The sequence below is a fragment of the Moraxella nasovis genome (genome assembly GCF_022701215.1).
Lineage (GTDB): Bacteria > Pseudomonadota > Gammaproteobacteria > Pseudomonadales > Moraxellaceae > Moraxella > Moraxella nasovis.
Map to the genome: position 1 here is coordinate 444,494 of NZ_CP089976.1, position 14,841 is coordinate 459,334.

The window sequence follows — 14,841 nt, forward strand, 5'->3', positions numbered from 1 at the left end:
ACCGATCAGGTCCTTATTCGCTTTGCGACCCATCTTCTGGCTGCTGTTTTGCCTGAGCTTGTAATTTTGCTTGTTGCTCACTCACAACTTTTGCCTGTTGTTTTTTAGCCTCTTCTTCATTTTTGCGTAGTTGCTCAAGAACGGCTTGCTTTGGACCATCCATCACAACTTGACCATCTGCCATAATAATGATTCGATTAACGAGCGATAACAAACCAAGCTTATGAGTTGAGACAATCAAAGTTTTACTTGGGTCTTGAAGTTCTTGAGCCAATACTTGCAAGCACTGCTGTTCTTGCGAATTATCCATAGACGCTGTCGGTTCATCAAGTAACCAGACTGACGGCTGAGTCAAAACAAGTCGTGTAAATGCAACAAGCTGTTTTTGCCCACCAGATAAACCCTTGCCGCCTTCACTAATTGGCAAATCTAAACCGCTTGAGTGATTAGACACCAATCGGATTAATCCTGTGCGGTGTAATACACGATTAATCACGTCATCAGATGGTGTTGGCATACCAATTAGTAAATTATCACGCAGTGTGCCTTGAAATAGTCGATGGTCTTGTTGCAGATAACCTACTTGATCAGACAAACTTTCACGACTTAAATGCGTCATGTCAAGTCCATCAAGCAAAATATGACCACTGCTTGGGGCATATAAGCCAGATAACAGCTTTAATAAGGTTGATTTTCCAGAGCCTATCGCACCTAAAATTGCCACACGCTCGCCTGCACGGATGGTGAGATTTGGCACTCGCAATGCCATTCTTTCATTACCTTGGTAATTAAACCCAACCTGACTGCAGTGATAATTTCCATAAATTTTTGATGGTGATAAAGGATAGCTGACACCGGCATTGTCTTGGGGCAATTCAAATAATTTTTCGATGTTTGCCTGTGATGCCTTAGCATGCGAATACTGCACCAACATATTTGGCACGTTCATAATAGGAGCTAATACACGACCACCAAGAATGGTACTGGCAATCAGCCCACCAATCGTCATCTGTCCACTCATGACAATAAATGAACCTGTGATGACAATACCCACATAACTGACCTGTTGAAGCATTTGCACACTATAATTTAAATTATCCTGTGCATGACGCATTTTTAAGTCATTCGTGGTTGTTTGGTTTGTCACATTCAACCAGCGTGATAAAAATTTCCAGTTACCCGCACCCGCTTTGATGGTTTCTACACCTTCAACCGCCTCAACCAAAATACCCGTCTTGGCATATGAAGCTGATGCTCCCTCAGCTGCAATCTTATCAATTTTTTTGCGATTCATCAGACCTAAAAAGATGCCGATGACTGCAGCAATAATTGGCACTAAAGCTACAAATGGTGACGCAATAACAGCAATCAAGATGATGAATAAAATACTCATCGGCAGATCAACAAGGGTAAATAGCGTACTTGCTGTAAAAAAGCTGCGAACTTGCTCATAACCACGAAGCTGTGCTGCCAAAGAACCTACCGAATTAGGCATACTATCAACACGCACCTTAAGCAGTCTTTCAAAAATTGCTCGTGATAAGCCTTGATCCATACCTGCAACCATGCGATCCATTACTTTAGATCTGGCAAATTTCATAAAAGCTTCAAATAAAATCACCAATGCCACACCACTTGATAAGATAATCAGCGTGTACTGACTGCGGGTCGGAATCACACGGTCATAGACTTGCATTGAAAACAAAGAAACTGCCAATGCAAGCAAGCTAATGATGAATGATGCAATCACTGCCTCTATGATGACGTTTTTGTGACTTTTTACGCTATCGGTCAATAATGTCTTAAAGGATACTTTTTGTTTTAGGGCTTGGTTCTCATGAAGTATAACACGAGCAACCATGCTAAATTCGTCAGCCTTGCAGTGGCGTGAGCCATGCTCTTGGGCGAATAACCATTGATTTTCTTGGGGCTGTTGGACGATACGACCAAAACCCAAAGTCTTATGATAAGCAATCAATGGCATGTACGCTCCATCTGGTGCATCAAGACGCTCAGGAATGTCGTGAACACCAAGTATCTGAAGCATCGTCATGATACTAGAATAAGGGTCACTAATCCCCTTTGTGCGATCTAATGCAGTTTGCAAACGGCTCTTATCCACTGGAAAACCCTGCTCTTTTAGCAGGATTGATAAGGCAAATGCAAGTTCTTCTGGGTTTAGTATTGTGGTAGAAACCTGATGATTTTGCTCGAGCATGTGACAAAGATTCCTTGATTGTTTGGCGGCTTATCGTAACTTTTAATATATAACACTTACTGGCTAAGTTTGATATCATTAGGGTGGCTTTGCACCTCATCAATTAGCACTTCTTCTTGCACTTCATCAACAGATTGTAATTGGCTTTTGCCATTAGTCTTAGGTTGATTATCATTCATATTATAAGGCATACTAATCATCGTACCATCTTGGCGAATGCTTGCTTCTTCTGAACGAAACTTAACTTGGTTTTTTGCTAAATGATGATGTTGATGCATGATACTGTCTTGACTAATGTCATCTTCATCATTCTCATTAGGCACTGCTGAATTAGACACTGCTAAAATCTCGTTGGTCTTAGCAACTATTGTACTTAGCTCTTTAAATGGGCTAAACTCAGCATGACGATTCACATCAAGCTTATAGCCTTGTTGCCATGGCATCAGCCCAAAATCTACTTGTAGTTTGTAAAAACTTGCAATCATTTGAGCTTGCACCTGTCGTAGCTGCTGCTCGTATTGCGATTGCTCACGCACAGCATTTAGCACCTCAAGCCAGCTTTTTCGCCCTGCGATGAATTGACGGCGATATGAATTAAGCACAATTTGAGCACCACCTACTGCAGCAGTAAGTGACAACTCTTGATCTTTTGCACTGATGAACTGCTGATACTGTGTTTGTATGTTTTCCATAACGGTACGCCTAGCCGCTTCTTGGCTTTGGGTTAAGCTTTGGACACGAGATTCGGACGCACGTGACAACGCCAAATTAGAAAACCCCGCTCCTGGATCATAGCTTACGCCAACCATCACATCATCTGAATGGTCGCGTGTGCGGTGGTGGTAATTATTCTCATACTGGACGTATAATTTGGGATAATAGTTTGCCTTTTGAGCTTTCACATCTTGGCGTGCCGCCTCAATTTCGTACTGCTGTCTTATAACAATCGGATGAGTTCGGCTAATATCACCGAACGCCAACTGACCAAAATTGGCTGCATTTTTCTTCACTTCTTGAGTCATTTTAGCCAAAGAAAGACCAGATTCTATCCGCTCTATCGGCTGTCCAATCAGCTGCTCTAGTCGTGCTTCGGCAATTTTTTGTTGCTCAATAGCACCTTGTAAGGCATTTTGGTCTTGTAAAATACGGTTGGTAATCAACTCAAGTTCAATCTTTGCTGAAGCACCTTGGGCAACACGTCGCTTCATCATTGCCTCAAACTCATCAAGCTGCTTAAGATTGCTGACATACAGTTCTTGTAGTGCTAATGAATAGATATAGCCTTGCCAAATATCAATAGCATTTTTAGCGACAGTGTTTTGTTGCTCTAAAATCTTAGCTGTTGCTGCTTTATCGTCATAAATAGCTCGGTTCACATCAGCAGTCAGCTTACCCCCTGTCCATACTGGCTGACGCACAATTAGACTTGTTGTTATGCCATTTGCGTTGTTATGACTTGTGCTTAAAGATGGCGTCGGAAAGAACCCTAATTTTGCTGCTGTTACGCCCTCGGTCGTTGCTTGCTGGTCGGCACGTGCAGCACTGATGAGTGGGTGTGTTTGCACTGCATAAGAGATTAGCTCGTTCACCTGAATGGGGTTTACGCCTGCCACTGCCTGATTGCACAGACTGACTATCGCAAAACCCAAAGCAACTTTTAGCTTATTGAGTTTACGTTGTGTTTTTTGTGATGTTTTCATGGTTAAATTGCCAAATTAACTTGGTCTGATATTATAATCTAAATAGTGATACGAAAGCTCAATTCTTAATGGATTAACTTAATGCCACAAAGCCAGTCCATACCATAAAGCTTAGCTATTATAGCAAAATTATAACCAAAAAAGCTAAAATAAACGCTACTCACCATCATCAATCTAGCATTTAATCACAAATTAAATACAAAATAATCAGATAGACACACAGATGAGTAACGTTTTAATCATCGTTAAGCGTCAAAAACACAATCTTGGTACACCTTATCAAGTAAAATACGTCCTTTTGGCGTTCTTTGAATATAGCCTTGCTGAATCAGATAAGGCTCGATCACATCTTCAAGCGTGCCACGATCTTCTGCCATAGCAGCAGCGATCGCCTCAACCCCAGCAGGTCTACCATTAAACCTTTCCTTAAGCATCTGCAGATAACGCCTATCTAGGTGATCAAGCCCCTGCTTATCCACCGATAACATATCTAAGGCATTGCCAGCCATGACCGCATTTACTAAGCCATCGCCTTTTACTTCAGCATAATCACGCACGCGACGCAGCAGTCTGTTAGCGATTCGTGGCGTACCACGACTGCGACGAGCAACTTCTAACGCACCGCCATCGTCCATCTGTATGCCCATTAGTCTTGCTGAACGTTGTACGATTGTTCTAAGATCGTTTACATCATAAAACTCAAGCCGCTGAGTAATCCCAAACCTATCTCTTAGTGGCGAGGTGAGTAGGCCTGCCCGAGTGGTTGCTGCCACAAGTGTAAACGGGGGTAAATCAAGCTTAATGGAGCGAGCAGCTGGGCCTTCGCCAATCATGATATCTAGCTGATAATCTTCCATCGCAGGGTATAAGATTTCTTCGATAACAGGGCTTAGTCTATGAATTTCGTCAATAAATAGCACATCGCCTTCTTCTAAGTTGGTAAGCATCGCTGCCAAATCACCTGCTCTTTCTAGTACAGGCCCTGATGTGGAGCGTAAATTACCACCCATCTCACGTGCTATGATGTTAGCAAGTGTGGTTTTACCAAGTCCCGGCGGTCCAAAAATCAGCACATGATCTAAAGCTTCTTCTCGGCGTCTGGCAGCAGTAATAAACACTTCCATCTGCTCACGAACTTTTGGCTGTCCAATATAGTCAGCTAGTGTCGCAGGACGGATGGCACGATCAAGTAGATCATCTTTTTTGGGATTTGGGTCGATTAAGCGGTTAAAAGAGGTCATGATTTAGCATTTTATATTTATAAAGTTTGATCATGCATAGTATAAAGGATTTATCATCGTTTGTCTTAAATTACCCATAAATAAGCAATCACGAGATTCTTTCGTTTATTTTGCACTAACACAGGGAATTCTTACAGATTTTTATAAATATTACAATTATGTTGCAATAACCCGCTTGTCACTACAATAAACCTACACAAAGAGCTGATAAGTGATGTGATTTTTTAATCCAAACCCTTTATTATAATCGCACTTTAAGTCATAATCATGTTGTATGAAGAGATTAATCACAGTATCTGTCGACTCGCTTTGCATCACTGGCTTTGTTTGTGTTCTACTACTTGGGGCGATTCAGTCAAGTCATGCTGGTGCTATTAAAGCTGTCGGCTCATCAAACTACGCTGAATTAAATGCAAGTCTTTATGAAATCGCCCTTTTACAGGTGTTTTCAGAGATGTGTCCATCTATGCTAAACCCCAGTGAGCGGGTTGAATTTGCCTACGCTTATCGCCAACAGCTGTCTATATTCATCACTCACACAAGCAATCCCAAAGACACACTTAATTTCTTATCAAGCCAACCCAAATACCGCTTAACTCTCAAAAAGATGCGTGACTGGACACAAAGCTACCCTTGGTCAGTCAATCAGCGAATGTGCCAAGATTTTACCAAAATGACCTTTTAGCAAGCTAAGACTTACGCCAAAACCAAGTAAAAATATGCTATGATAAGCACCTAAAAGCTAACATACTTGGTGATGCTCATGACAAACTATACCTTCAATCGCACTTACCCTGCCACACGACTACGCCGTATGCGTACAACAGATGCCATTCGTGCAATGGTCAGTGAAACCGACATTAAACCCTGCCATCTAATCGCACCTGTTTTTGTGTTAGATGGCAAAGGTGAACGTCAATCCATCCAGTCTATGCCAAATGTCGAACGCCTATCTATTGACTTACTAATTAATCACGCCAAAGAACTCTACCAAAACGGCGTGCGCACCCTTGATATTTTTCCTGTCATTGACCCAAAACTAAAAAGCGAACATGGCGAAGAAGCTTATAACCCAAATACGCTCGCCTGCCGTGCTGTGTCTGCCATTAAGGACGCCATACCAGAGATGACTGTCATGACAGATGTCGCCTTAGATCCTTATACCACCCACGGTCAAGATGGTATCATCAACCAGTCAGGCTATGTGATAAATGATATCACCATAGATACCCTTGTAAAGCAGACGCTCGCTCACGCTAAGGCAGGAGCAGACATCATCTCACCAAGCGACATGATGGATGGGCGTATCGGCGTGATGCGTCAAACCCTAGAAACTGAAGGCTTTCATAATACAGCCATCATGGCTTACTCTGCCAAATACGCTTCTGCCTACTACGGCCCATTTCGTGATGCAGTGGGCAGCAGTGGCAACCTAAAAGGTCATAAAAAGCAGTACCAAATGGACCCTGCTAACCGAGCTGAAGCCTTACATGAAGTCGCCCTAGATATTAGCGAAGGGGCGGACATGGTAATGGTAAAACCAGGCCAGCCTTATCTTGATGTGGTTCGTGAAGTAAAAGATTGCTTTGGCATACCGACTTTTGCTTACCAAGTTTCTGGTGAGTATGCCATGCACATGGCAGCCATCCAAAACGGCTGGCTAACCGAGACAGTTATCTTAGAAAGTTTAATCGGATTTCGTCGTGCTGGTTGCGATGGCATCTTAAGTTATTTTGCCCTAAGAGCAGCTCAATTGATGAACGAATAATAAAAACAGCTCCACTAAACAATGTGGGGCTGTCAATTTATATCCTAAAACAGCCGCTAACACAGAGCAAAACCTGTTTACTTTTTAGCTTAGATTTTGTACAAGCCCATTAACTTGCACCTAGCAGAAGCCCAAAAATCATGTTAGAATAAATTTACCATTATTCATTAAAATAAATCAAGGTACATCATGACAGCAACAGCCCAAGAAAGAGTTGATGACACCGCTTTTAACAGCGACGCCGACCAACAAAAAAAGCAGTTTGAACAAAATGCCCTACACTATCACGAACATCCCCGCCCTGGTAAAATCTCAGTCACCCCAACCAAACAAATGGCAAACCAACGTGACTTGGCTCTTGCCTACTCTCCCGGTGTTGCAGTACCTTGCCTTGAGATTGAAAAAGATCCATCTGCTGCTGCTAAGTACACTGCTCGTGCCAACCTAGTGGGTGTCATCACCAATGGTACAGCCGTGCTTGGCTTAGGTAACATCGGTGCTTTAGCATCTAAGCCTGTTATGGAAGGTAAAGGTGTGCTATTTAAAAAGTTCGCTGGTGTAGATGTATTTGATATTGAGATTAACGAAAACGACCCTGATAAATTCATCGAAACTGTTGCAAGTCTTGAGCCAACGTTTGGTGGCATTAACCTAGAAGACATTAAAGCCCCCGAATGCTTTAAAATCGAGCGTGAACTGCGTGAACGCATGAACATTCCTGTGTTCCATGACGATCAGCATGGTACAGCCATTATTTCAGCTGCCGCTCTTTTAAATGCCTTACAACTAAACGGTAAAAACATCAGCGATATTACGCTTGTCTGCTCAGGAGCGGGGGCTGCAGCGATTAGCTGCCTTGACTTAGTCGTGGCACTTGGTGTAAATAAAAATAACATCTATGTTCTAGATTCTAAAGGCGTCATCACCACCAAGCGTGATAAGCTAGATGAATCTAAACTGCGTTATGCTCGTGATACCGATAAGACGACTTTGGCAGAAGTGATGGAAAATGCCGACGTATTCTTAGGTCTATCAGGGCCGGGCGTGGTTAGCCAAGAAATGGTCAAATCTATGGCAAAAGATCCAATCATCTTTGCACTTGCCAACCCAACGCCTGAAATCATGCCAGAACTTGCTCATGCGGTTCGCTCAGATGTCATTATGGCAACAGGTCGTTCAGACTACCCAAATCAGGTCAATAACGCTCTATGCTTCCCCTATATTTTCCGTGGGGCTTTAGATGTTGGTGCGACAACCGTCAACGAAGAAATGAAACTTGCTTGTGTGCATGCCATCGCTGCCATGGCACATAGCGACTCTTCAACCAACGAACACGTTACAACGCTAGATCAAGCCAAAAGATTTGGACGCGACTACCTTATTCCAGGCCCGCTTGAACCAAACCTAATCTTAGAAATCGCTCCAGCAGTTGCAAAAGCAGCGATGGATAGCGGTGTTGCGACATTGCCGATTGAAAACTTTGATATCTATCGCCAAAAGCTCTCTGAGTTCGTTTATAACTCTGCTTTGGCAATGAAACCTGTATTTAATAAAGCTAAATCAGACCCTAAACGCATCGTTTATTCTGAAGGCGAAGATATTAACGTTCTAAGAGCGGTGCAAGTAGTCGTCGATGAAGAGATTGCCAAACCAATCTTAATCGGTCGCCCTGATGTTATCAATCAACAAATCAAGTCTTTAGGACTGCGTCTTATTGATGGCAAAAACATCACCATCATCGATCCGATGAACAACCCACGCAACGACGTCTATTACGACCACTATTATAAAAAAGTGCAGCGTGATGGCATCAGCCTTGAGCTGGCTCGCCGAGATGTCCGTCGTAAGACCACTTTGCATGGTTCACTCATGGTAGAGCTTGGTGATGCCGATGGTCTCATCTGCGGCACATTTGGTTTTTACCATCTGCACTTAAATTACCTACGCCGTGTTATTGGCAAACGTGATGGCATCAGCCAATTTTATGCGATGAGTGCTGTGCTTATGCAAAACCGCAACATCTTCATTGCAGACACCTACATTAATGAAGATCCGACAGCAGAAGAGTTGGCGGAGATGACCATACTAGCAGCAGAAAGCGTGCGATGTTTTGGTATTACACCAAAAGTTGCCCTACTGTCGCACTCAAATTTTGGTACTTCTGATAAAGATTCAGCCACTAAGATGCGCAAAGTGCATGACTTATTGACACAGATGGATGTCGATTTTGAGTTTGATGGTGAGATGCATGGTGATGTGGCATTAGATGCCAACTTACGCAACCAAGATTACAGCTTTAGCACACTTAAAGGCTCAGCAAACCTACTAATCATGCCGACACTTGATAGTGCCAACATCGCCTTTAATCTGCTAAAATCAGCAACAGGCTCAGCAGCGATAGGCCCTATCTTACTTGGTGCAGATAGACCTGTACACATCTTAACACCGACAGCGACAGCACGCCGTATCGTAAATATGACAGCAATCGCTGTCTCAGACGCCCAACAAGTGGCTAAATAATCAATAAATCAATTCATAAAAAAGCACTCAAATGGGGTGCTTTTTTATGTTATAGTAAATGATAAAAATTTAAACTAAATCAAGATTACCATAAATGACACTAAAGACTTATCTTGTCGGTGGCAGCGTCCGTGATACCTTACTAGACCTACCCGTTAAGGACAAGGATTTCGTCGTGGTGGGAGCGACACCACAAGACTTACTTGACTTAGGCTTTACCCAAATAGGGGTAGATTTTCCTGTGTTTTTACATCCATACAGCCATGATGAATACGCCTTAGCACGAACCGAACGTAAGACAGGTCAAGGCTATCAGGGCTTTAGCGTAGATACGACCAATGTATCTTTAAAAGATGATCTGCTTCGGCGAGATTTGACGATTAACGCCATGGCAATCCAAACTAAGGGGCTGTTTGATGATACTCCAAAAACAACAGAAATTATCGACCCTTATGGTGGACAAAAAGACTTAGCAGATAAAACCCTTCGTCATATATCAGGTGCTTTTGATGAAGATCCACTGCGTGTACTTAGAGTGGCTCGATTTTTTGCTCGGTTTTTTGGCTTAGGGTTTCATGTTCATCCAGATACCGTAAAACTCATGCAGCAGATTGCCAACCGTGGCGAATTATCTCAGCTAAGCTGTGAGCGTATCTGGACAGAGACAACTAAAGCCCTAGATGAAGTGCATGGCTTTGCGTATTTTAGTCTTTTAGATAAGCTCGGTATCTTGCCATTTATTTTACCTAATCTTGCCACATCATGGGCGAACAACCCTGCCGCTAAATCCGCGACTTTCACCGCTTTAGCTGCTGCTTTCCACCAGCCTATCAGGGTTAAATTTAGCCTATTAATCAGCGTATTCTTAAATGACCCTAATCAGTTGGCTCAGCTAAATGCCATCGCAAGCACCCTAAAAATCCCCAATGCGATAAAAAATTTCGCCCAACTGTTTTTGGTTCATCACGATGATTTGATAGACCTAAAGCACTTAAAGGCGGACACATTGCTAAAGCTTATTGAAAACACCAAAGCTCATAAAGGCGATGACAGCCTTTTTAAGCTGATGGACGCTGTTGATATCTTGCACGGCACAAACTTAGATAAAAATTACCTAAAATCAGCCATTAGTACCTACCAAAGTGTCAGCATTCATGATGTAGATACCAATCTAAAGGGTAAGGCAATCGGCGATGAGCTGACACGCCTGCGTATCATGGCACTACAAGCCTTAAGCAGACACACTGACGATAGCATATAATTTTACACTTAATGTGATGATAAATATGAAAGCTCAAAACACAAAAACCGCCCTAATCACTGGGGGTAGTAGGCGTATCGGTAAAGCCATCACTATGGCATTTCATAGCTTTGGCTTTAATGTAATTATTCACTGCAATAAAAGTCTAAATGATGCTGCATCGCTTGCAAGCTCGCTCAATGCTATCCGACCAAGCTCTGCTAAGGTGATACAAGCAGACTTGGCAGTCGTTGATGATATGGTTCAGCTCCATACATTTTATACCGAAGTTATAAATGCCTTTGGTGGGCTTGATATACTGGTGCATAATGCATCAAGCTTTTATCCTAGTAACGTTAAGACAGACCTACTCAATGCCACTCATTTTGACACCCTACATCGCCATTGGCATGATTTATTTTTAACCAATGCCAAAGCACCGCTTATCTTAAGTCAGCTGTTTTATCCGCAGCTTGTCAAAAACTGTGGTAGCATTATCAGCATTTTAGATATTCACGCACAGGGCAAGCCTTTTATTAAGCACCCCATCTACACTATGGCAAAAGCCGCTCAGCTTGCGATGGTACAATCTCTTGCTTTGGAATTTGCCCCAAATGTACGCATTAATGGCGTATCGCCTGGCGTGAACATTCTGCCAGAAGATAGCCCACAATTTGACGATGATTTTGCATTACATATGCAGCACTCCATCCCACTTGCAAAAATTGGCACGCCAAGCGATATCGCAAAAGCTGTACTCTTTTTGGCAACAACTGACTACATCACAGGGCAAGTGTTACCAGTAGATGGTGGACGAAGTCTTACGCTGCCTTATTAATCTTGCTGGTTTTTTACAAAGTATTTGGTATTTTTTACATTTTCGTGTAAAATGTGCGTTCTATTTTCACAATCCCAAAGCTAAGTTGGTTTTTTGGGATTTATTTTGTAAATATTTGGAGTTGATAGCTTAATCAAATCTCAAACACACCCGATAACAGATTAATCAATCTGCCAAAAGTACGTTTGATAACAGTATTAAGATCCCAACGCTTTTCTCTTTTTTGCGTTTACGCACGCTTTTGGAGGACTCTACGTTGAGTACACCTGTTACTAACGTTGCTAAGTTGCAACGAAATCTTGGACTATGGCACGTCATTATCATCGGTCTTGCCTATATTCAGCCGATGACTTTATTAGATACTTTCGGTATGGTATCTCGTGACAGTGGCGGTCATGTGCCGATGTCGTATATCTTCGCTCTGGTTGCTATTTTGCTGACGTCTATCAGCTATGGGCACATGATCCGAGCCTATCCTTCTTCTGGTTCTGCTTACACATATACCCAACGCTCAATCAACCCATCTATGGGCTTTATGGTTGGCTGGTCAAGCTGGCTTGATTACCTGCTATCACCGATGGTCAATATCATCTTGGCAGTAATCTATTTAGAAGCTCTTTTCCCAAGTGTAAATCACTGGGTGTGGGTGATTAGCCTTACCGCTCTTATGACTGGGGTGAATATATTTGGCTCAAAAGTGGTTGCCTATTTTAACAGCTGGATTGTGTTTGTACAGTTAATTGTCATCGGCGTGTTCGTCTATTTGATCTATACTAAGCTGCAAATGGGGACTTATGCCGATGGCACAATCATGGCAGACGCTTATGAAATGTGGAGCTTAAAGCCATTTTGGAATGAGATGACATCAGTCGGTGCACTCATCACAGGGGCGACCATCTTATGCTTCTCGTTCACAGGATTTGATTCATTATCAAGCCTTGCTGAAGAGACCAAAGACGTCAAAAACACCCTACCAAAAGCCATGATCTTAACATCGCTCATCGCAGGTGTGGTCTTTATCATCAGTACCTATTTTATGCAAGTCTTCTTCCCATCAAACCCTAGCACTTACTTTGAGCTTGTTGATGAGACTCAGCCTGAAGTCTTGATGTTGGTTGGTGGCTCACTATTTCAAGCATGGGTACTTGGCTTTGCTATCGTAACAGTAATGGCATCAGGCATATCAGCTCACGCAGGTGTATCAAGACTGATGTATGTCATGGGTCGTGACGGCGTGATTAGTAATAAAATCTTTGGTCAAATTAGCCCAAGATTCTTTACGCCTGTAAATAACATTCTGATTGCAGGTGCAGTTGCCTTAACCGCAGGTTTTATCAGCCTTGAGGCGGTGGTAAACCTAATCAGCTTTGGTGCATTGACGGCATTTAGCTTTGTAAATCTATCGGTAATCTTTCGTTATGCCATCCGTGATAAGAAAGTCGGCTCGCTAAAACAATTTATTAGCTATGTTGTCGTGCCTGTGCTTGGCTTTATCAGCGTATTTTTAATGTGGCTTGAAGTGGATAAAATTACACTAAATGTCGGCTTAGCTTGGGCAGCACTTGGCTTTGTATGGCTTGGTATTAAAACTTCTGGATTTAAAAAACCTGTACCCCAGTATAACGAGCATGAATAATACTGTTTTATGCTCACCAAAAATCCCATCGCATGATGGGATTTTTTATGCCTAAAATCATCAGAATAAAAAGGATTTTACCCTAATTATCCAACGCTTAATTTTAGCTTACATTTATTCTAAAATTTGCTATCTTAAGCATCTTTTAAAAAATAAATCTTTTAATGCACGCCCTTTACTTCATTAAAAAAACTTTCTTAAGCCAAACAACAACACAAATCAAACACCAAACCTGAGCTTTAGATAAAGATAGATGGACTTAAAAAGCCCCAAAAATAAGTAAAATTGCTACTTTGATGACTGTGGTAACAGCACGCACTAACGCATTCTAAGAAAGAGTTACTTTTTAGCGGTTTTATTTTTGGTAAAAAAGATGATGTAAATTTTAGAATTTTGGCTTAAAATAGTGATTTTAACTAGCCATTATCATGACAAATAACCCATTAAGAAACACCCAAATCCCCACCACCGACCCCCAAGCAGGACTTAAGATCACCGAAATATTTTACTCCTTGCAAGGCGAGGCACTCAGTTCAGGCTTGCCGACCATATTTGTACGTCTTACAGGCTGTCCATTACGCTGCACTTATTGTGATACTACTTATTCATTTACAGGCGGTGAGAGACTGTCTTTAGATGAGATTATCGCCATCATCGAATCCTACCCCTGCCAGCGTATTTGCCTAACTGGCGGTGAGCCATTAGCACAGCCCAATACCATCGCACTGATGCACGCCTTGCTGGCTAAAGACTATGAGATATCACTTGAGACTGCAGGGGCTTTATCAGTGGCACAAGTCCCTACTGCCGTCTCAAAAGTCATGGACCTAAAATCCCCATCATCTGGAGAATGCGATAAGAATTTATGGGAAAATCTAGCCCATCTTACACCCCACGACCAAATCAAAATCGTCATCGCCAATCGCACCGACTATGACTGGGCAAAAAAAATCATCGATGAGCACCGTCTGCACCAAAAATGCGGAACAGTATGGCTGTCACCTATGTTTAATTTACACGATTCAAGCAAATCTTTAGATGCCATGCCAAGCCTTGCAACCGATCTGGCAGAGTGGATACTGGCAGACGCACTGCCTGTGCGATTTGGTCTGCAGCTGCATAAAATCATCTGGGCGGACGCCAAAGGTAAATGACGCCAAATTTGCAAACCAAATTTGCAAATAAACACTTTGCAATCACCATAAACTTTGATAAAATGGCGAGCTATCCGTTATTATTTATTAAAAGAGATCGCACTATGGCACGAGTTACTATTGAAGATTGCTTAGAAAATGTTGATAACCGTTTTGAGCTGATTTTGGTTGCCAGTCGTCGTGCACGCCAATTAGCACAAGGTAATGTAGATCCTACGGTAGCTGTCCAAAACGACAAGCCAACTGTGCTTGCCCTACGTGAGATTGCTGCAGGTAACGTTACTCGAACCATCTTAGACGAACCTGAAGAAGTCTTTGTAAAAACGGTTGAACGCTTTGATTTATCACTAAACCCTGCAGACTTCTAATCGACACAATCCATTAATTTACCGCACAGTATCTTGTGTGGTTTTTTATTATATGGCGGACTATTTTTGATAAGATTTTTTTGAAAATTTACACAAAAACCTATTGACAAGCCACCCGATAATTGGTGTAGTATAAGGCTATATTACCCTTTGTTAAG

General features: G+C 42.3%; 11 protein-coding genes. 8 read left to right on the forward strand and 3 right to left on the reverse strand.

The features are described from left to right. Positions 1–13 precede the first annotated feature (13 nt). The 3 genes from LU293_RS02220 to ruvB all read right to left on the reverse strand — a co-directional run bounded on the left by LU293_RS02220 (position 14) and on the right by ruvB (position 5,159). Positions 14–2,218, reverse strand: a complete 2,205-nt coding sequence (locus LU293_RS02220; RefSeq protein ID WP_242748300.1) for a type I secretion system permease/ATPase — start codon at positions 2,216–2,218, stop codon at positions 14–16. A 56-nt stretch (positions 2,219–2,274) separates the two neighbouring features. Beyond that, positions 2,275–3,918 (reverse strand): TolC family protein, encoded by a 1,644-nt coding sequence (locus LU293_RS02225; RefSeq protein ID WP_242748301.1) that lies wholly within the window; start codon positions 3,916–3,918, stop codon positions 2,275–2,277. Between the two features lie 245 nt (positions 3,919–4,163). Further along, on the reverse strand, positions 4,164–5,159 hold the full coding sequence (gene ruvB / locus LU293_RS02230; protein ID WP_242748302.1) for a Holliday junction branch migration DNA helicase RuvB: 996 nt from the start codon (positions 5,157–5,159) through the stop codon (positions 4,164–4,166). 274 nt (positions 5,160–5,433) lie between these two features. Between ruvB and LU293_RS02235 the strand changes: the two genes are divergently transcribed. The 8 genes from LU293_RS02235 (at position 5,434) to rpoZ (ending at position 14,683) form a co-directional block, all read left to right on the forward strand. Beyond that, on the forward strand, positions 5,434–5,844 hold the full coding sequence (locus LU293_RS02235; protein WP_242748303.1) for an MCR_0457 family protein: 411 nt from the start codon (positions 5,434–5,436) through the stop codon (positions 5,842–5,844). A gap of 78 nt (positions 5,845–5,922) precedes the next feature. Next, positions 5,923–6,927, forward strand: coding sequence for a porphobilinogen synthase (gene hemB / locus LU293_RS02240; RefSeq protein WP_242748304.1), 1,005 nt, complete (start codon positions 5,923–5,925; stop codon positions 6,925–6,927). A gap of 189 nt (positions 6,928–7,116) precedes the next feature. After that, on the forward strand, positions 7,117–9,447 hold the full coding sequence (locus LU293_RS02245; RefSeq protein ID WP_375540347.1) for an NADP-dependent malic enzyme: 2,331 nt from the start codon (positions 7,117–7,119) through the stop codon (positions 9,445–9,447). Positions 9,448–9,541: 94 nt separating this feature from the next. Then, on the forward strand, positions 9,542–10,708 hold the full coding sequence (locus tag LU293_RS02250) for a tRNA nucleotidyltransferase/poly(A) polymerase-related protein (RefSeq protein ID WP_242748305.1): 1,167 nt from the start codon (positions 9,542–9,544) through the stop codon (positions 10,706–10,708). A 25-nt stretch (positions 10,709–10,733) separates the two neighbouring features. Continuing rightward, positions 10,734–11,525 carry a pteridine reductase gene (locus tag LU293_RS02255; protein ID WP_242748306.1) on the forward strand — a complete coding sequence of 264 codons (792 nt, stop codon included), beginning with the start codon at positions 10,734–10,736 and terminating at the stop codon, positions 11,523–11,525. Between the two features lie 256 nt (positions 11,526–11,781). Next, positions 11,782–13,161, forward strand: a complete 1,380-nt coding sequence (locus LU293_RS02260) for an APC family permease (RefSeq protein ID WP_242748307.1) — start codon at positions 11,782–11,784, stop codon at positions 13,159–13,161. Positions 13,162–13,589: 428 nt separating this feature from the next. After that, positions 13,590–14,315 (forward strand): radical SAM protein, encoded by a 726-nt coding sequence (locus LU293_RS02265; RefSeq protein WP_242748308.1) that lies wholly within the window; start codon positions 13,590–13,592, stop codon positions 14,313–14,315. A 104-nt stretch (positions 14,316–14,419) separates the two neighbouring features. Further along, positions 14,420–14,683: a DNA-directed RNA polymerase subunit omega gene (gene rpoZ, locus LU293_RS02270; RefSeq protein ID WP_242748309.1), complete on the forward strand. Its 264-nt coding sequence runs from the start codon at positions 14,420–14,422 to the stop codon at positions 14,681–14,683. The last annotated feature ends 158 nt before the right edge of the window (positions 14,684–14,841 follow it).

Excerpts from the sequence above, each read along its gene's own strand:
- LU293_RS02220 (WP_242748300.1), bottom strand. The coding sequence starts at position 2,218 with ATGCTCGAGCAAAATCATCAGGTTTCTACCACAATACTAAACCCAGAA.
- LU293_RS02225 (WP_242748301.1), bottom strand. The coding sequence starts at position 3,918 with ATGAAAACATCACAAAAAACACAACGTAAACTCAATAAGCTAAAAGTT.
- ruvB (WP_242748302.1), bottom strand. The coding sequence starts at position 5,159 with ATGACCTCTTTTAACCGCTTAATCGACCCAAATCCCAAAAAAGATGAT.
- LU293_RS02235 (WP_242748303.1), top strand. The coding sequence starts at position 5,434 with ATGAAGAGATTAATCACAGTATCTGTCGACTCGCTTTGCATCACTGGC.
- hemB (WP_242748304.1), top strand. The coding sequence starts at position 5,923 with ATGACAAACTATACCTTCAATCGCACTTACCCTGCCACACGACTACGC.
- LU293_RS02245 (WP_375540347.1), top strand. The coding sequence starts at position 7,117 with ATGACAGCAACAGCCCAAGAAAGAGTTGATGACACCGCTTTTAACAGC.
- LU293_RS02250 (WP_242748305.1), top strand. The coding sequence starts at position 9,542 with ATGACACTAAAGACTTATCTTGTCGGTGGCAGCGTCCGTGATACCTTA.
- LU293_RS02255 (WP_242748306.1), top strand. The coding sequence starts at position 10,734 with ATGAAAGCTCAAAACACAAAAACCGCCCTAATCACTGGGGGTAGTAGG.
- LU293_RS02265 (WP_242748308.1), top strand. The coding sequence starts at position 13,590 with ATGACAAATAACCCATTAAGAAACACCCAAATCCCCACCACCGACCCC.
- rpoZ (WP_242748309.1), top strand. The coding sequence starts at position 14,420 with ATGGCACGAGTTACTATTGAAGATTGCTTAGAAAATGTTGATAACCGT.